The organism is Rhodococcus sp. (in: high G+C Gram-positive bacteria), assembly GCF_049299235.1.
Classification (GTDB): Bacteria; Actinomycetota; Actinomycetes; order Mycobacteriales; family Mycobacteriaceae; genus Rhodococcus.
In genome coordinates this window covers 1-18,618 of record NZ_JBAQXC010000095.1, presented here as the reverse complement: position 1 = coordinate 18,618, position 18,618 = coordinate 1, and the positions used below count along the sequence as shown (strand labels likewise).

Below are 18,618 nucleotides of genomic sequence, written 5' to 3'. Positions count from 1 at the left end.
GACGCCACCGAGGCACGACTCGGGCACGCCGTCGCCGCGCTGCGCCGCGACGGGGTGCGGCTGAACCTCAATCTGCTCGGGGAGGCGGTGCTCGGGGACCGGGAGGCGACCCGCCGGCTCGACGGCACCCGCGCGCTGCTGGCCCGCGACGACGTCGACTACGTGTCGATGAAGGTGTCCGCGGCGATCGCGCCGCATTCGCCGTGGGCGTTCGACGAGGCCGTCGCCGACATCACCGATCGGCTGCTGCCGCTGTATCGTCTCGCCTCGACGTCCCCCGCCCCCAAATTCGTCAACCTGGACATGGAGGAATACCGCGACCTCGACCTGACGATCGCGGTGTTCACGTCGATCCTGGGCAGGGACGAATTCACGCACCTCGAAGCGGGCATCGTCTTGCAGGCGTACCTGCCGGATTCGCTGGCGGCGATGATGCGGCTGCAGGATTGGGCGGCGGCACGGCGGGCCCGCGGTGGCGCCCCGATCAAGGTGCGTGTGGTCAAGGGCGCGAATCTGCCGATGGAACGTGTCGAGTCGTCGTTGCACGGCTGGCCCCTGGCGACCTGGGCAACGAAGCAGCAGACGGACACGCACTACAAGCGTCTGCTGGACTATGCGTTCGAACCGGACCGGATCGCCAATGTGCGTATCGGCGTCGCGGGCCACAACCTGTTCGACGTGGCGCACGCGTGGCTGCTCGCCGGGCAGCGCGGGGCGCGCGGCGGCATCGACGTGGAAATGCTGCTCGGCATGGCATCCGCCCAGGCCGAGGTGGTGCGTCGCCATGTCGGCGGCATCCTGCTGTACACCCCGGTGGTGCATCCGGGCGAGTTCGACGTGGCGATCGCGTATCTGGTGCGACGCCTCGAGGAAGGCGCGGGTCGGGACAACTTCATGTCCGCCGTGTTCGCGTTGCACGACGACAGGTCGTTGTTCGACCGCGAAAAGCAAAGGTTCCTCGCCTCGCTCGCGGACGTGGACGAGTCGGTGCCCGCCCCGAACCGCACCCAGAATCGCCTGGTGGGTCCGCTCGCGCCGGCCGGACCCGGATTCACCAACGCACTCGACACCGATCCGTCGCTGCCGGCGAACCGCGTGTGGGGCCGGCAAATTCTCGCTCGTGCGGCCGAGTCGACGCTCGGTATCGACACCGTCGCGGCGCACTCGCTCGGCACGGCCGAACAGGTCGAAGGATTGCTCGCGACGGCCGCACTGCACGGACGTCACTGGGGTCGGCGCTCGGGGACCGAACGGGCCGCGATCCTCGAGCGGGTCGCGCACGAACTCGAATGCCGGCGCGGCGACCTGGTCGAGGTGATGGTCGCCGAGGCGGGCAAAACCCTCGATCAGGCCGATCCGGAGGTGTCCGAGGCGATCGACTTCGCCCGCTGGTACGCCGATCGGGCGCGGGAGCTGGACGTCGTCGACGGCGCCCGGTTCGTGCCGTCGACGCTGACGGTGGTGACGCCGCCGTGGAACTTTCCGGTGGCGATCCCGGCCGGGTCGACGCTGGCGGCATTGGCGGCCGGATCGGCGGTAGTGCTCAAACCGGCTGCGCTGACGGCCCGTTGCGGCGCGGTACTCGCCGAGGTTCTGTGGGCGGCGGGCGTGCCCCGCGAAGTCCTGCACCTGGTGCGGCTCACCGATCACGAATTGGGCAGGCGGTTGATCGCCGATCCGCGGGTGGATCGGGTGGTGCTCACCGGCGCCTTCGAGACGGCCGAGTTGTTCCGGTCGTTCCGGCCGGATCTGCCGTTGCTCGCCGAAACGAGCGGCAAGAACGCGATCGTGGTGACGCCGAGCGCCGATCCGGATCTCGCGGTGCGGGACGTCGTGCAGTCGGCGTTCGGGCATGCGGGGCAGAAGTGTTCGGCGGCGTCGCTGCTGATTCTGGTCGGGCCGGCCGCATCGTCGCGCCGGCTCCGCGATCAGCTCGTCGATGCGGTGACGTCGATGCCGGTCGGCCGGTCCGACGATCCGCGGACCCGGATGGGGCCGCTCGTCGAACCCGCGCACGGCAAGCTCCTCGACGCGCTCACCACGGTGGATCCGGGAGAATCGTGGCTGGTCACGCCGCGTCGGCTCGACGGGCCGGGTCGGGTGTGGAGTCCGGGTATCCGGATCGGGGTGCGACCGGGTTCGCGTGCCCACCTCACCGAGTTCTTCGGGCCGGTGCTGAGCATCATGACGGCCCGCGACCTCGACGACGCGATCGACATCCAGAACCGGGTGGAGTTCGGGTTGACGGCGGGACTGCACAGCCTCGACACCGGGGAGATCGCGCGGTGGCTGGACCGGGCGGAGGCGGGGAATCTCTACGTCAACCGTGGGATCACCGGCGCGATCGTGCGACGGCAGCCGTTCGGCGGCTGGAAACGCTCCGCGGTGGGCGCCGGGTTCAAGGCCGGCGGCCCGAACTATCTGGTCGGTTTCGGATCGTGGGAACCGGTTCGGCACAGCCTGATCGACGAGGTGGTCGACGGCGCCCCCGCGCGTCTGCTCGACGCCGCCGAACTGCCGCAGACCGAGCACGACTACCTGCGCCGCTCGTTCGCGAGTGACGCTCGCGTGTGGCGTACCGAACTGTCCCGCACACGCGACGTGAGCGCGTTGACCGCCGAGCGCAATCTGTTCCGGTACCGTCCGGTTCAGGTGCACGTCCGGCTCGGCGCGCACGGTGACGCGGTCGCGCTGCTGCGGGTGCTGGGTGCCGCGGCCCGGTGCGGGGCACCGGTCGAGGTATCGACAACCACGCCTTTGTCTCGCGAAATCACCTGGGTGGTAGGAACTTTCGCACTCAGTGTCGCGATCGAAACGGATGCCGCCTGGCTGGGCAGGATCGGCAAGCCCGCCCCGGACCGCATCCGGTTGATCGGCGGCGACACCCGCGCGCTCGCCGACAACCTGCACGGCCGTCCCGGAACTGCCGTGCACGACCATCCCGTCACCGAGTCCGGCCGGCTGGAAATGCTGCCGTTCCTGCGGGAACAGTCGATCTCGATCACCGCACACCGATTCGGAACTGCGAACCATCTCACCGACGACATAGTTTGACGCCGAAAACATTTCAAGATCGATTCCGCCGAACCGCTGGGATCACAGCGACAGGTGCGGTGCAATGAGAGGATGAACATCGCCGAAACCCAGCCCACCGAACGCCGCCGCAAGGCCCTCGCCGCCGTGAAGGAACTCGGACCGCAGCGCACCGAACAGTCGGTCCTGAAGGTGCGATGTCCGGCGAGCCACACCGTCGCCGCGGTGTACCAGACGAGCGAAGGCCTGGTGGTGGTCTCGGCGAGCGGTCCGGGCGGTCGCGGCTCACGGGACCGCGAGGCCAGCGGCCACCACGGCGACAAGCTCGATTCGGAATTCGTCGACACCCTGGAGGCGACCCGGTTCGAGGACGACGCCATCCCCGGCGGTTGCGCGTGCGGGCCGCGCACCCTGTCCCGTAAACGCCTGCAGGATGCGGTCGCCTCCCACACCCACGTCGTGAATCTGACCTGACCGGCGGGTCCTCCCGATCTATGTGTACCTGCCCGCCGGGTGCGAGTAGATTCGGCCTCCGCGCCGGTCACGGCGCTCCGCGTGATCCGAACCTGGGAGGCAGCCCGATGTCGTCGGTGTTCGTCGATTGGACCGACCAGGTACAGCAGGACGCGGCTCGGCGCATCGCCGACGCCGTGATGGCACGCCGCGATGTGTTCATCGACGAACTCGCGGCGATCACCGCGTCCGCGATCCCCGAGATCGCACGCACCGAGAGCGACCGCGCGGCTGCTGGGCAGCATCGACGAGAACACGACGATGCTGATGAACGCGCTGGCCGAGGGCGCCGATCCGTCCGCGACCGAACCCCCGTCCGGGGCGCTCGTGTTCGCCAGGGAACTGGCCCGCCGGGGTATATCGCTCGCGCAATTGCTGCGTGCCTATCGGATCGGCCAGGCGCGGTTCACCAGCATGTGCCTGGATGCGGCCGACGACGACGCGTCCGCCGAGAACCGGGTCGCGATGCGGGCCGCGGTCGACAATACCGCCGCGTTCATCGACCACGTCTGCGAGCGCGTCACCGTCGCGTTCGAGGACGAGCGGGAACGGTGGATCACCAGCCGTAGTGGACTGACCCAGCATTGGATCACGCAGATCCTCACCGGCGCAGTCACCGATACGGCACAGGCCGGGGCCGCGCTCGACTATCCGCTCGACGGCGGGCATCTCGTTCTGGCCGTGTGGGTTCCGGAGACGGAACGGACTGCTCTCGGCCTCGCGGCCGAAGTATCCCGCGTACTCGCCGAGGTCGCGCCGGGGTCGGCAACGCTCACAGCACACACCGAACCGTCGGCGATGAACGTGTGGATTACGGTACAGGGCAACGCATACAACATGATCGAAAGTATTCGGGGCGCGGTCGGCGAGGCCGGGGTACCGTTCCGCGCGGCGATCGGACTGCCCGGCATCGGCATCGAGGGATTCCGGGCCGGGTACCGTCAGGCGGCTGCGGTCAAGGCTCTGGCGCGGACCGCCGTACCGGAGGCACCGACCGTGGTGTCGTATGCGGACATCGCACCGATCGCGATGCTCACCGGTGATCTCGCGGAGATGCGCGGCTTCGTCGCGGGCACTTTGGGCGCGCTGGCGGAGGACACCCAACGCACCGCAGAACTACGCGAAACCCTGCGAGTACACCTGGCCTGCAATCGTAGCCCGGCACTCGCCGCGTCACGGACAGGACTGCACCGGAACACGATTCGATATCGGATTCAGCAAGCTGCCGACGAACTCGGCCACGACCTCGACGACGTCGACCCGTTCACCCTCGCCGCGGCCCTCGAGATCTGCCGGTGGTACGGGCACAGCGTTCTCGCGCCTCGCGGGAGTGCCGTCACAACCTGATGCCCAGCGCGCGCCGACCCAGGTCGGCGACCTCGTCGGCCCATCCCAGAATCGACAGTGCCGAGTCGATATTCTGCGGCGGCGTGCGGATCAGGGTGTCGCGGCGGATCAGCCGCTCCCAGTCGACGGTGACCGGGCCCGTCCGCACCTCACCACTCGGATGCCGGAACTCGACGCCGGCGCGCGCCATGATCGTCATGATCTCCTGCGCGAGAATCCCATAGCCGACCGTCGTCGGGTGCACCCCGTCGAGGGAGAAGAAGCCACCCGTGGCGCGGCCACCGCGACCGTCCGCCGTGAGAAAGCGAGAATCCGGGGGCGGATCGAGCGCGGCCAGCGCCGCGGGCATCGGATACGGCGTCCACCAGTCGGGGCGAGCCTGCACGTCGTCGATGTAGCGGCGCAACGCGAGACGCTCGAGCAGGCCGCACACATCGAGGAGATACCAGTCCCGCGCCGGACCGGACGTTCCCGCGCGGGCGTCGGCGACCGCTCGCGCGATGGTGGTGTTGTAGAGGTCGATTGCCGCATCCACGACGGCGGCCTCCGTGCCGGTGATGTGCGGGTCGCGGGTTGCGTCGAAATGCCGTTCGTCGATCCACGGCCTCGTGTAGTACGGGAAGTACCGCGAGCCGTGCTCGACCTTGGTACCCAGGCCTCTCGCGATCGGCACGATCGTGACGTGCGGAATCGTGCACCAGACGACATGCCGTGCGGAAATACGCTCGACCTGCGTCACCACGTCGGCGAACTCCGCGTCGAAATGTTCGGGCCGCCAGATCGTGTACGCGCCCTTCTTCGCAGGGTCACGAAAGTCCGGGCCACTCCATTGCACCCGCAGGTCGGTGACGGTGCCGAGCGCATTGTTGGAACCGAGGAACACCACGAGGGTTTCGATGCCGCACTCGGTGGTGTCGTCGTGGTCGTCGCCGAGCGCGGACGCGGCGTCGAACAGGGTCATCGTCTGCTGCGGTGGCGCCCAGTGCGGATACACGTGCAACGCCGCGCGGTCGCCGTTGTTCTGCACGATCTGGTCGAGGAAGTCGTCACGGGGTGTGTCGATCGCCTCCGCGCAGATCCGCGCGGTCCGGCTCAGGGCGTCGCGCAGGTCCCACCCGTAGCAGGACAGATTGTGTTGGTAGGCCGCGACGATCGGGGCGACCGCGCCGGGGCCACGTTCCCAGTAGTCCTCGACGTCGTCCATGAACGAGCGCACCGCGAACAGCGCGAGCGGCACCTCCCACGGTCGCAGCGAGGGCCCGAACCGGTCGTCGAGTCGCCGCAACATCAGTTCGATGTTCAACGGCAACCCACCCGGGCCGCCGTAGCGGGGGAAACGGAAGGTCCGCAGCATGCCGAGTTCGTGCGCGATGATCGCCGGAACGGACAGATCGGTGTGGAACACCGCACCGCTCTGGAAGCCCTGCAGCAGCGAGTCACCGAGCGCGACGATGCGGTGCGGGGGCGTACCACGCGCATCGGATTCGACGTCGATCCCGAGTGCGGGATCGAACTCCGGTACCCGTGGGGTTTTCTTTACTTGCGCCGCAACGTCTCTCGGAGTTCCGTCCGGAATTCTCGGGGCCTGAGCCGGCATCGCTCGTCCTTTCGGACCGGAGGTGACTCCTTCGAGCGTGAGCCGTCGGCGCGGCGTTGTCAACGATGACGGATGATGGAATCCGGTGCCCCGAACAGACGAACCGCACGCAGCAGGAGGAGTGTTGGACACGCCCGATTTCGCGCACACCGACCAGGCCGCGAAGAACCGCCGCGAGAAAGCGGTCGCGCTCGCCCGTTTCGCATGGGACCGCGGTATCACCGGCGCCGAACTGCTCGCGATGACCGACGACTACCGCCGTCGCCTGGCGCGAGAGGCAGGCGCGCACCCCCCACGCACGATGGAAACCTGGACCGGCGTCGCCGCACTGCTCGACGAGAAGACCGAATGGGCACGCACCCATCCCGATCATGCGGCGGCCGGGCGAGCCCACCCGGACGAGAAGATCATGTGGGTGAAGCCGCCGGTCCGCTCCTGGTTCGAGTGACGGAAGCTCCTGGTTCGAGTGACGGATACAGTGCGATCGTCGTAGCGAGTCCGCCCGGCCGGTGCACCGCAACGGGTAGAATCGGACAGGCAGTTTCCCTCACCGACAACACCTTCCGGAGCACGACTCTCGGCCCGTACGACGGGCCCGGCGACGAGGAGCCGACCAGATGGCGATTCGCGATCCTGCGCCGAGCCCGTTGCGGTACGCCGACATCATCGACGAAGGCGAGCAGTGGACGCTCGTCTTCACCCGCGACTTCCCGCAGACACCCGAAGCGATGTGGATCGCACTGACCGATCCGGCCCAGGTCGTGCAGTGGGCGCCCTACCGTCCCGAACGGCCTCTCGGCACCATCGGACCGGCGACACTCGTCGTCGTCTGCGACAGCGACACCGGGGAGGCAACCGAAGTGGACGGCACCGTCGTTGCCGCCAACTGTCCCCACGTGCTCGAACACCGGTGGGACGAGGACTGGCTGCGCTGGGAGATCACCCCGGCATCAGGCGGTGGCTGCGTCCTGACGCTCCAGCACACCGTCACCGGACCGAACACCGCGGCCCAACTCGCCGCGCGCTGGCACCTGCGCCTCGACGTCGCACAGGACATGATGGAACACCCGCCGACCGGACCGATCGCCGGACACGACGCCCCCGACGACGGCTGGACCGACCTGTACGAGGCGTACAGCGAACGCCTCGGTGGCACCGAGTCGTAACTCCGGGCACCGAGTCGTAGCTCCGCCCGGGACTGGCACCGAACCTGCACATGATCGAATGGTTGCCGGAATCGACGGCACAACCACGCGGGAGTCAGCAATGAGTGGCAGGACGATCACGCCGGTCCGGGTCAAGAACGTGACCATCGGCGACGGCACACCCACGATCATCGTGCCGATCACCGGACGCACCCCCGCCGAACTGCACACCCAGGTCGCGGCCCTGCCCGACATCGTCGACATCGTCGAATGGCGGATGGATTTCTTCCACGCGCTCACCGACACCGCGAGCCTGGTCGCGCAGGCCCGCGCGCTCGCCGAGCAACTCGACGGCATTCCGCTGCTGGCGACCTGTCGCACCCGGCACGAAGGCGGCGAAGCCGACCTGACCGACGCGGCGTACGCCGACCTGAACGTCGCGGTCGCCGAATCCGGGTCCGTCGACCTCGTCGACGTCGAATACGGGCGCGATCGCGCGGCCGTGGACCGGGTCATCGCGGTCGCGCACGCGCGGAAGGTCGCTGTGGTGGCCTCGCACCACGACTTCGCCGGCACCCCGCCGAAGGCGGAGATCGTCGCGCGACTGCTCGAGATGCAGAACCTGGGCGCCGACATCTGCAAAATCGCGGTGATGCCGCTGGGTGCCGCCGACGTGCTGACCCTGCTCGACGCGACCCGCACGATGCACGAGGAACTCGCCGACCGCCCGATCGTCACGATGTCGATGGGCGGCCTCGGCGTCGTTTCCCGATTGGCCGGTCAGGTGTTCGGGTCGGCGGCGACCTTCGGGATGGTGGGCACGGCGTCGGCGCCCGGACAGGTCGGTGTCGCCGACCTGAAGGCCGCGCTCGACCTGCTCGACCCCGCCCGCACCGCCGGGTGAGACGCTTCCCGTCTACCGGTCAGACCGAATACCGATTGCCGTCGTCCGGGGCCGCGGTGTCCCAGATGTCCAGCAGCGACTGCAGGATTTCCTCGGAGACACCGAGGCCACCGAGATGGCTCTCGCCGGGCAGGTGGTGGAACTGGGCGTCGGGCAGCAGGTCGACCATGTGCAGGCCGTGTTCGAACGGGACGATGTGGTCGGTGTCGCCGTGCCACCACCGCACCGGCGTCTTGACCTCGGACACCCGGAATCCCCAGTCCTGAGCGAAGACGACGATGTCCGCGAACGGTGCGGCCATCTGTTTGCGGCTGCCGTTGAGCAGATCGTCGAGGAACATCGCTTTGAACTCGGGACGGGCCAGCAGCAGCCGATCGCCTTCCGGTGACACCCGCCCGTACAGGTCGATGATCGGCGACGCGAACGGTCGGGCCAGCCGGATCAGCGAACTGGCGACGATGCCCGCCGGTACGCCACCGACCTCGAGCAGCGGTGCGACGAACGCGCCGAGCTTCATCAGACCGCCGTCGACAGCATCCGGGCCGACGACGGGCGCGACCCCGCCGAGCGCCCCGACGGCGACGACCCGGTCCGGCATCGCGTACGCCGACGCCAGCGTGTACGGGCCACCACCGGACAGCCCGACGATCGCCATCCGATCGACCCCGAGGGTGTCCGCGACCGTGCGCAGATCATCGGTGAACGCGAGGACATTCTCGTAGCGGTACGGAGTGGACGAACCGATGCCGGGGCGGTCGATGCCGATCAACCGGACGTTCATGCGTTCGGCGAAAGCCCTGGCCTCGACGGGAATCTGGCGGCGCGCGCCGGGTGTACCGTGCAGCCAGAACACCGCGCGCCCCTGTGCGGACCCGAACTCGGCGAAACCGATTCGCCGACCCCGCCCCACCGCGACGGTTCCCTCCAATTTCGGACGTGCAACGTCAACCATGCGCGACAGCATCGCACGTGACCCGTCTCACCCGCACACCCAGGGACGATCTGCGTTCGACCGCACCGTGTCGGACCCGGCGAGTAGCGTTCCCACCGCACCGTCGGATCAGCTCGACGACTCCAATTCCCCAGGATCAGGAGACCGCCATGCCCGAACATCAGTCCCGTGCCGGCGCACCCGGCTGGATCGACCTCACCAGTTCCGATCCGCAGAAAGCCATCGCGTTCTACCGCGAATTGTTCGGCTGGCAGGCCGACACCGACGACGACCCGCAGTACGGCGGATACACCATCTTCAGCCACCGCGGAGCCCCCGTCGCCGGTCTCGGTCCCCAGCAACCCGGGAATCCGTACGGCGACGTGTGGACGGTGTACCTCGACTCCGACGACGCCGACGTGACGGCGCAGAAGGCCGCCGCGGCAGGCGGAGCGATCATGATGCCCGCCATGCAGGTCGGCGACCAGGGCACGATGTCGATCGTCGCCGACCCGGCCGGTGCCGTGATCGGTGTCTGGCAGGCCGATCGACACCACGGGTTCGGATTCGACAGCGAACCGGGTGCGCCCGTGTGGTTCGAGACGATGTCCCAGAACTACGCCGGGTCCCTCGCGTTCTACCAGGACGTGTTCGGCTGGGACTGTCAGCCGATGGGTGATTCCGGCGACTTCCGTTACTCCACCGGCAAGATCGACGGCGAGGACATCGCCGGGATCATGGATGCCTCGTCCTTCCTTCCGGACGGTGTCCCGTCGTTCTGGCAGGTCTACATCGGCGTCACGGACGCCGACGCGGCATCTGCGGCCGTGACTCGACTCGGCGGCACCGTCGAGCGGGCAGCCGAGGACACCCCGTTCGGCCGAATCGCCACGATCACCGACCCCCTCGGCGCGCGGCTACAGATCAACCAGGCCCCGTCGCAGCAATAGAATCTGCGGCCCGCAGGCCCCGTCGCGCCGATCGAATTGTCCCGACGTTGATCGGTGCGTAGCCGGAAAACGACCCCGGTGACGCCACGGAGGCGTACGACGGAGGAATGCCGACCGAACCACTCGACGACCATTTCACCGCGACCGTTCGGTCGCTGGTGCCGACGGCGACGCACCACCGGGACCGTCGAGTGAGCGACGAACTGCTTCTGGGCTACTTCGATGCCCAGATCCAGTCCCGGCACCTCGACTTCGCGGCCCGCGACCTGCAGCGTCGGGGTGAAGGGTTCTACACGATCGGGTCGGCCGGGCACGAGTCGAACGCAGCGCTGGGCCTGGCCGCACGGATCACCGATCCGGCACTGTTGCATTACCGGTCCGGTGGGTTCTATGCGGCTCGCGCATCGCTGGCACCCGAGACAACGCCGATCCGGGATGTGCTGGCGGGATGCGCGGCGTCGACGATGGATCCGATCTCCGGTGGCCGCCACAAGGTCTTCGGGAACTCGGCCCTGAACATTCTGCCGCAGACGTCGACGATCGCGTCGCATCTCCCGCGCGCGGTGGGGCTCGCCCTGGCCCTGAACTGGACGACGCGGCTCGGTGTCGACTGTCCGTGGCCGGCGGATTCGGTGGTGGTGTGCAGTTTCGGCGATGCGTCGGTGAATCATTCCACCGCGACGGGGGCGCTCAACAGTGCCGCATACCTGACCCATCGCGGGTTGCCGCTGCCGATCCTGTTCGTCTGTGAGGACAACGGTTTCGGTATCAGTGTGCGCAGCCCCGCAGGCTGGGTCGCGCGAACATTGTCGTCGCATCCTGGTGTCGGATACCGGGTCTCGGACGGTACCGATCCCATCGATGCGCTCACCGCCGCATCGGAAATGCTTGTCTCCGTGCGCACCTCGCGAGCACCGGCAATCCTGCACCTGAAGACGGTCCGCTATCTGGGGCACGCCGGGTCGGATGCCGAATCGGCCTATCGCAGCCCGGCGGACATCACCGGGGACTATGCCCGCGACCCGCTGCTCGGTACCGCACGAGAACTCGCCGATCGTGCGGTCCTGTCCCCCACCGAGATTCTCGAACGATACGAGCGGTCGCGTCGGGCCGTCGCGGATGCGGTCGCCGACCTCGGTGCGCCACCGCGGCTGACGTCGCTCGCCGAGGTCGTGCGGCCGCTCCATGCGCACGGCCACCCCCGGTTCCCGGACGATCCGAACCCCGCGCGGCCGGAACCGGTGACGCTGGCGCAGGCCCTCTGCCGAGCACTCGGCAACCTCCTCGAGCAGGACGAACACGTGTGCGTGTTCGGCGAGGATGTCGCCGTCAAAGGCGGTGTCTACGGTGTGACCCGCGGGCTGGCAAGGCAATTCGGCCCGCTGCGTGTGTTCGACACCCTACTCGACGAGCAGACCGTCCTCGGAACCGCTCTCGGATTCGCGCTCGCCGGGCTGCTGCCGATCCCGGAGATTCAATACCTCGCTTATCTGCACAACGCGGAGGACCAACTGCGCGGGGAAGCCGCGACACTGAAGTTCTTCTCCGACGGCAGTTACCGCAATCCGATGGTGGTGCGTATCGCCGGTCTGGCCTACCAACGTGGCTTCGGCGGGCATTTCCACAACGACAATTCGCTCGCCGTGCTGCGCGACATCCCGGGTCTGACGGTCGCGGTGCCGAGCAGTCCGAGTCGTGCCGGTGCGCTGCTGCGCACGTGTGTCGAACTTGCCCGTTCCACCGGTCGGGTGTGTGTATTCGTCGAGCCGATCGCGCTCTATCACGAGCGCGATCTCTACGACGACGGCGACGGCCTGTGGGCGGAGGCGCCCGACCCGGCCGCCGTGCAGCCCGGTCAGGTGCGGACCTACGGCAATGGGGGTGACGTCCTGCTGGTGACGTTCGGGAACGGCGTCCGGATGAGTCTGCGCGCCGCGCGCCGGGCCGCCGCACGCGGCGTCGATGTCACGGTCCTGGACCTGCAGTGGATCGCCCCGCTGCCCGCGGTCGCGCTCGTCGAGCATGCCGAACGTTTTCCACGGGTGCTGATCGTCGACGAAACCCGCCGCAGCGGTGGGGTGTCCGAAGGTGTGATCACCGCACTGGTCGACGCGGGGTATACCGGCGAGATCCAGCGCATCGCCAGCCGCGACAGTTTCGTGCCGTTGGGTCCGGCCGCATCCACGGTGTTGCTGTCCGAGGACGACATTTCCGGGGCGCTGTGACCCGTGTGCCTTTTGGGCTGGGTCGGGCGGCCCAAAAGGCACACGGGTCAGCAGGTGGACAGCACGCGGGCCATCGCGTCGTGTTCCTCCTGCGTGACCCACAGTCTGTAGGCGACCTTCACCTCGATCTGCCGGGACACGTAGGTGCACCGGTACGCCTGGTTCGGCGGCAACCACGACGCCGCATCCGAGTCGCGTTTGCCCTGGTTCGTCGGCCCGTCGACGGCCTGCAGGTTGCGCGGATCGTTTGCGAGGTTGCGGCGGGACTGCTCGTCGAGTTGTTGGGCGCCCTTCTGCCACGCATCCGACAACGCGACGACGTGATCGATCTGCACCGCCGACGATGTATCGGCGCCGCGTTGAAAGAAGATCGTCCGGCCCGTGTAGACGTCGTTCAATGTTCCGGTACGGACCGTGCAGTCGCGGGTCACCGGCACCAGCGAGATGTCGATCAGATCGCGCTGGAGGATGTCGTTGCGGGTGTCGCAGCCGTTGCGTCCCAGGGCGACGGTCACATCGTCGGTCCAGGCACTGCCGAACAATGCCCGGTCGTAGCCGGTCTTCGGTGCCCGATCCTTCACCGGAATTGTCGCGAGCGCCGACAGCGCGGGCGAGACGGCGGACCCCGAGGTCTCCGACGAAGGGGTCCCGGACGGGCGCGACGACGGCGCGGGCGACGAACTGCCACTCGGCTGCCAACTCGACGTCGCCGGCCCCGTGGACGACGCCTGCCCGGTGGATGTCGGCGCCCACGACGGCGGTATCGATGTCAGCCCCTCGGCCGTGATCGCATCGGTCTTGTCGCGCCCACCGGGAGTGAATGCGACGAAGGCGACGACGATCAGGACCGCGACGCCGATGATCCACAGCCATCGCCTCTGCGACGGCCTGTCGGCCTGCGGCATCCTACTGGGCCAGACGCGGCATCTTCACGACCTGCCCCGCGTAGGACAGGCCGGCCCCGAACGCCAACAGCAGGGCGGTGTCGCCTTCCTTCACCTGGCCGGTGCGCAACATCTTCTCCATCGCGAGCGGGATCGACGCGGCGGACGTGTTGCCGGTTTCGATGATGTCGTCGGCGACCGCGACGGTGTCGGGCAGTTCGAGTTGCTTGACGATGACATCGTTGATGCGCAGGTTCGCCTGGTGCGGGACGAACGCGTCGAGATCGGCGAGTTCGACACCGGCTTTGTCGGCGATCTGCCGCGCATACTTGCTCATCTGGAATGCCGCCCAGCGGAACACCGCGGTGCCTTCCATGATGATCCACGGACGCTTCTGTTCGGGATTCTGGGCGAAGTCGACCCAGTCCGGCTCCTGACGGATCGCGTTGCCCTGGGAACCGTCCGAACCCCACACGGTCGGTCCGATGCCGACCTCGTCGGACGGGCCGACGACGACAGCACCGGCGCCGTCACCGAAGATGAACCGCACCGTGCGGTCCGTAGGTTCGGTCGAGTCGGTCATGCGCTCGACACCGATGACCAGGACGTGCTCGGCAGTTCCGGCGCGGACCAGGTCGGAGGCGACACCGAGGGCGTAGCAGAATCCCGCGCAGCCTGCCGCGATGTCGAGTGCGCCCGCACCACCGGTGCCCAGTCGATCGGCGACGATCGCCGCGCAGTGCGGCGTCTGTACCGGATAGGTCGAGCAGGCGACGATGACGGTGTCGATCTGCGCCCCAGACATCCCGGCGGCCTCGAGCGCCTTGGCGCCTGCGGAGATCGCCATCTCGGTGACGGGTTCGTCCGGGTGCGCCTTCGCGAAGCGACGCGACTTGATGCCGGACCGTGACTGGATCCACTCGTCACTCGAGTCGATCAGTTCGCAGATTTCCGCGTTGGTGACGACACGCTCGGGGCGGTGCACGCCCAGGCCGAGCAATGCGGTGTTCCGTAGCGGGACTGGACCGGCAATCTGTGCACCCATCAGTCGAACTCCTCTTTCTCCGGGCACTGCGCGTTTCTCCGGGCACTGCACGTCGGCATTGTCGGGCACTGCGCCGGCACTTTCGGCACTGCGTGTCAGTGCACGAACTTCTCGATACGGTAACGCGTGTCAGAATTGTGCCCCGACACCCCCGTGTCCGGGATAGGACCACACGTCCCGAATCACAAGATCGAAAAGTTTCGGAAATACCCCTCGTTCCGGATGCCTGGGCGGTAGCGTCCGGCCCTGTGCGCTTGTCGGGGGAAGTCACGAGCAGGTCTATCCGCTATTGCACGGCCGCGGCTGCGGTCGTTGCGCTGACATTGCCGCTAATGCCGGCGGTCGCGTCGGCCAATCCCAATGCGATCAATCCGATACCCGGGTTGAACGGCGTGAACGGAGTACCGCAGTTGGGCGGGCGCGCCCGCGCGGTGGCACAGCAGACCGGGATCCTCAGCGACAACCGGACGCAGGACCTCAATGTCCTCGGCACCGACCTCGGCATCATGTGGGACAACGGGCGGGGCGAGGTCCTCACCGCGTTCGGTGATACCGCCGGCCTCGGCCTACCCAACCTGCTCTCGGGCAGCTTGTGGGCGTGGCGCAGCAATGTCCTGTTCCGCAGTACCGACCGCGACCTCGCCAACGGCATGGACTTCTCCAGCGCCGCGACCGATGTCTTCGGCCAGGCCAAGGAACTGGTGCCGAGCCCGAAGATCCCGTTCATCGAGATCAGCCGGATTCCCACGGCAGGGATCGCGGTCGGCGATACCCAATACCTGAGTGCCATGTCGGTGAAGTACTGGGGGCCGGCCGGAACCTGGGAGACGAACTACGCCGGACTGATCTTCTCGAACGACAACGGCGAGAACTGGGCAGCGGCCCCGGAGACGAACCGCCCCAGCGAGGGCGGCAACCGCAATTTCCAGATGAGCGCCTTCCTGAAGAGCGGTGGGTACGTCTACCAATACGGCACACCTCCAGGCCGGGGCGGCCTCGTGCACCTGGCTCGGGTGAACGAGGCGCAGATCCGGGACCTGGGCGCCTATGAGTACTGGGACGGCGGAAGCTGGGTGCGGGACGTGAACGCCGCGCGGCCGCTCATCGGCGACGGTGTTGCGGAGTTGTCCGTGCAGTGGAACGACTATCTCGGCCAGTTCCTGATGCTGACCACCGACGCGCACAATTCCGTGGTGATGCGCCGGTCACCGTCGTCGGTCACGGGACCGTGGAGCGCGCCGGAGGTCATCGTCGATACGCGCGAACTCCCGAGCGCGTACGGCGCGTACATCCATCCGTGGTCGTCCGGTCCGGATCTGTACTTCCTGACTACCGTGCATCAGAACTACAACGTGCTGTTGATGCACACGACTCTGCACCGCTGACGCGATACCGTGCCCGCATGGAGGCACGGGATTGGGATGAACGGTACGCGGCGGCGGACATGGTGTGGGGCGCGCCACCGAACCCCGTCGTCGTCGAGTCCACCGCGGCGCTGCCGCGAGGACGGGCGTTGGATCTGGCCTGCGGTGAGGGCAGGCATTCGCTGTGGCTCGCCACTCGCGGCTGGGAGGTCGACGGCGTCGACTTCTCGGGCGTCGCGATCGAGAAGGCTCGGCTGATCGCCGGGCAGGCACCGAAGATGAGCCGTGACCGCCTACGTTACCGCCGCGCAGATGTGACGCGGGACGCGTTCGACGGTGAATATGATCTGATTCTCTCCATATTCCTCCACCTCGGCGCACCACAGCGCGCCGCCCTGATCGACAATGCGATCAATTCCCTGAAACCTGACGGAATCCTCATATTCCTGGGCCACGACTCGACCAATCTCACACATGGCGTCGGCGGCCCGAGAGAACCCGAAATTCTTTACACCCCAACGGATATCGTGAACGATATCGACGGAAGACTGGAAATTCTCACCGCAGAAAGGAGGGGGCGGGAAACGGATACAGGAACCGCCGTGGACGCACTCGTCGTCGCACGAAAATCCGCTCTTGGCAGTTAGTTGCCCGCCGAGTAACATGGTGATGTTACCGACGAGTAATAAGCTTGGGCGGTACTTGACATCACAGCTCGACCGCACCGCACTGGGAGACACAGAATGGGCCATTACAAGAGCAACCTCCGCGACCTCGAGTTCAACCTCTTCGAGGTCCTCAAGATCCAGACGCTCCTCGAGGCCGGCAAGTTCGGCGACCTCGACGAAGACACCGCCCGGGGCATCCTCGCCGAGGTCAAGGCACTCGCCGAAGGACCGGCCGCCGAATCCTTCGCCGAAACCGACCGCACCCCGCCTGTGTTCGACCCCGAGACCCACTCGGTCTCTCTCCCCGAAGGCTTCAAGAAGTCGTTCCGCGCCTGGTGGGACGCCGGCTACTGGTCCATGGGCATCCCCGAGGGCATCGGCGGCACCGAGGCGCCGAGCAGCCTGGTGTGGGCGGCCAACGAGATGATGCTCGGCGCTCAGCCCGCAGCCTTCATGTACGCGGCGGGCCCCGGCTTCGCCAGTGTCCTGTTCGAGAACGGCACCGACGAACAGAAGCAGTGGGCAGCCACCTGCGTCGAGCGCGGCTGGGGCTCCACGATGGTCCTGACCGAGCCCGACGCGGGCTCCGACGTCGGCGCCGGACGTACCAAGGCGATCGCACAGGACGACGGCTCCTGGCACATCGAGGGCGTCAAGCGGTTCATCACCTCCGGTGACTCCGACGACCTGTTCGAGAACATCTTCCACCTGGTGCTGGCTCGCCCCGAGGGCGCCAAGCCGGGCACCAAGGGCCTGTCGCTGTTCTTCGTCCCGAAGACCCACTTCGACTTCGAGAAGAACGAACTCGGTGAGCGCAACGGCGTGTTCGTCACCAACGTCGAGCACAAGATGGGCCTCAAGGCCTCCGCCACCTGCGAGGTCACCTTCGGCGGCCACGGCGTCCCAGCCAAGGGCTGGCTCGTCGGCGAGGTCCACAACGGCATCGCGCAGATGTTCGACGTCATCGAGCACGCCCGCATGATGGTCGGCACCAAGGCCATCTCCACGCTGTCCACCGGCTACCTCAACGCCCTCGGCTACGCCAAGGAGCGCGTGCAGGGCTCCGACATCACGCAGATGGCCGACAAGACCGCGCCGCGCGTGACCATCACCCACCACCCCGACGTCCGCCGCTCGCTCGCGATGCAGAAGGCCTACACCGAAGGTTTGCGCGCCGTGTACCTGTACACCGCCGCGCACCAGGACGTCGCGGTCGCCGAGCAGGTTTCCGGTGCCGACGCCGATCTCGCGCACCGCATCAACGATCTGCTGCTGCCGATCGTCAAGGGCTGCGGCTCCGAGCGTGCCTACCAGTACCTGACCGATTCGCTGCAGACCCTCGGTGGTTCCGGCTTCCTGCAGGACTACCCGATCGAGCAGTACATCCGCGACTCGAAGATCGACTCGCTGTACGAGGGCACCACCGCGATCCAGGCGCAGGACTTCTTCTTCCGCAAGATCGCCCGTGACCGCGGCGTCGCACTCGCCCATGTCGCCGGACAGATCAAGCAGTTCCTCGATTCGGATTCGGCCGACGAACGCCTCAAGTCGGAACGCGCCCTGCTCACCACCGCCCTCGAGGACGTTCAGGCCATGACCGCGACCCTCACCGGTTTCCTCATGGGCGCCCAGGAGCAGCCGACGGAGCTCTACAAGGTCGGTCTCGGCTCGGTGCGCTACCTGCTCGCGTTCGGTGACCTGCTCATCGGCTGGCTGCTGCTGCAGCACGCCGAGACCGCACTCGCCGCCCTCGACGCCGGAGCGGACGCCAAGGATGTCCCGTTCTACGAGGGCAAGGTCGCGGTCGCGTCGTTCTTCGCCAAGAACGTGCTGCCCGAGCTGACCGCGTCGCGGAGCATCGTCGCCAATGTCGACACCGACATCATGGAGATCGACGAAGCCGCGTTCTGATCGGCGGGTTCCGATCGACGCCATAGCGGCAACCGTTCTGATCGGCGGGTTCCGATCGACGCCATAGCGGCAACACAGTAGTGGCCCCCACCGGATTACGG

At 67.5% G+C, this 18,618-nt stretch carries 14 protein-coding genes and 1 pseudogene; 11 read left to right on the top strand and 4 right to left on the bottom strand.

The features are described from left to right. The 3 genes from WAX14_RS05405 to WAX14_RS05395 form a co-directional block, all read left to right on the top strand. Positions 1-3,054, top strand: a 3,054-nt coding sequence (locus WAX14_RS05405; RefSeq protein WP_422627064.1) for a proline dehydrogenase family protein, incomplete at its 5' end; no start/stop codon positions are given. Between the two features lie 72 nt (positions 3,055-3,126). Beyond that, positions 3,127-3,507 carry a hypothetical protein gene (locus tag WAX14_RS05400; protein WP_422627063.1) on the top strand — a complete coding sequence of 127 codons (381 nt, stop codon included), beginning with the start codon at positions 3,127-3,129 and terminating at the stop codon, positions 3,505-3,507. Between the two features lie 300 nt (positions 3,508-3,807). Further along, a complete protein-coding gene (locus WAX14_RS05395) occupies positions 3,808-4,893 on the top strand; it encodes a PucR family transcriptional regulator (protein WP_422627062.1) in 1,086 nt (361 codons plus the stop codon). Here WAX14_RS05395 and WAX14_RS05390 read toward each other — a convergent pair. After that, positions 4,883-6,490, bottom strand: coding sequence for a hypothetical protein (locus WAX14_RS05390; RefSeq protein WP_422627061.1), 1,608 nt, complete (start codon positions 6,488-6,490; stop codon positions 4,883-4,885). The genes WAX14_RS05395 and WAX14_RS05390 overlap by 11 nt on opposite strands. 121 nt (positions 6,491-6,611) lie before the next feature. Between WAX14_RS05390 and WAX14_RS05385 the strand changes: the two genes are divergently transcribed. The 3 genes from WAX14_RS05385 to aroD all read left to right on the top strand — a co-directional run bounded on the left by WAX14_RS05385 (position 6,612) and on the right by aroD (position 8,539). Then, complete coding sequence (locus WAX14_RS05385) at positions 6,612-6,938, top strand: hypothetical protein (RefSeq protein ID WP_422627060.1); 327 nt, start codon at positions 6,612-6,614, stop codon at positions 6,936-6,938. A gap of 169 nt (positions 6,939-7,107) precedes the next feature. Next, complete coding sequence (locus WAX14_RS05380) at positions 7,108-7,656, top strand: SRPBCC domain-containing protein (RefSeq protein ID WP_422627059.1); 549 nt, start codon at positions 7,108-7,110, stop codon at positions 7,654-7,656. A gap of 100 nt (positions 7,657-7,756) precedes the next feature. After that, positions 7,757-8,539 carry a type I 3-dehydroquinate dehydratase gene (gene aroD / locus WAX14_RS05375; protein ID WP_422627058.1) on the top strand — a complete coding sequence of 261 codons (783 nt, stop codon included), beginning with the start codon at positions 7,757-7,759 and terminating at the stop codon, positions 8,537-8,539. Positions 8,540-8,558: 19 nt separating this feature from the next. On the opposite strand, the gene WAX14_RS05370 is transcribed toward aroD, so the two are convergent. Beyond that, on the bottom strand, positions 8,559-9,491 hold the full coding sequence (locus tag WAX14_RS05370) for an alpha/beta fold hydrolase (protein WP_422627057.1): 933 nt from the start codon (positions 9,489-9,491) through the stop codon (positions 8,559-8,561). 149 nt (positions 9,492-9,640) lie between these two features. Here WAX14_RS05370 and WAX14_RS05365 point away from each other — a divergent pair, with 149 nt between their 5' ends. Both WAX14_RS05365 and WAX14_RS05360 read left to right on the top strand, forming a co-directional pair. Then, a complete protein-coding gene (locus WAX14_RS05365; protein ID WP_422627056.1) occupies positions 9,641-10,420 on the top strand; it encodes a VOC family protein in 780 nt (259 codons plus the stop codon). Between the two features lie 107 nt (positions 10,421-10,527). Then, on the top strand, positions 10,528-12,645 hold the full coding sequence (locus WAX14_RS05360) for a thiamine pyrophosphate-dependent enzyme (RefSeq protein ID WP_422627055.1): 2,118 nt from the start codon (positions 10,528-10,530) through the stop codon (positions 12,643-12,645). Between the two features lie 50 nt (positions 12,646-12,695). On the opposite strand, the pseudogene WAX14_RS05355 reads toward WAX14_RS05360, so the two are convergent. Then, positions 12,696-13,550 (bottom strand): annotated as a pseudogene (locus WAX14_RS05355) (HNH endonuclease family protein); the annotation flags it as partial. Position 13,551: 1 nt separating this feature from the next. Next, positions 13,552-14,574: a beta-ketoacyl-ACP synthase III gene (locus tag WAX14_RS05350; RefSeq protein ID WP_422627054.1), complete on the bottom strand. Its 1,023-nt coding sequence runs from the start codon at positions 14,572-14,574 to the stop codon at positions 13,552-13,554. A 332-nt stretch (positions 14,575-14,906) separates the two neighbouring features. Between WAX14_RS05350 and WAX14_RS05345 the strand changes: the two genes are divergently transcribed. From WAX14_RS05345 to WAX14_RS05335, 3 genes are all read left to right on the top strand, one after another. After that, positions 14,907-15,959, top strand: a complete 1,053-nt coding sequence (locus WAX14_RS05345) for a DUF4185 domain-containing protein (protein WP_422627053.1) — start codon at positions 14,907-14,909, stop codon at positions 15,957-15,959. Positions 15,960-15,976: 17 nt separating this feature from the next. Continuing rightward, positions 15,977-16,585, top strand: coding sequence for a class I SAM-dependent methyltransferase (locus tag WAX14_RS05340; protein WP_422627052.1), 609 nt, complete (start codon positions 15,977-15,979; stop codon positions 16,583-16,585). Between the two features lie 96 nt (positions 16,586-16,681). After that, entirely contained in the window at positions 16,682-18,517 is a 1,836-nt protein-coding gene (locus WAX14_RS05335) for an acyl-CoA dehydrogenase (RefSeq protein ID WP_422627051.1), read from the top strand. Positions 18,518-18,618: the final 101 nt, after the last annotated feature.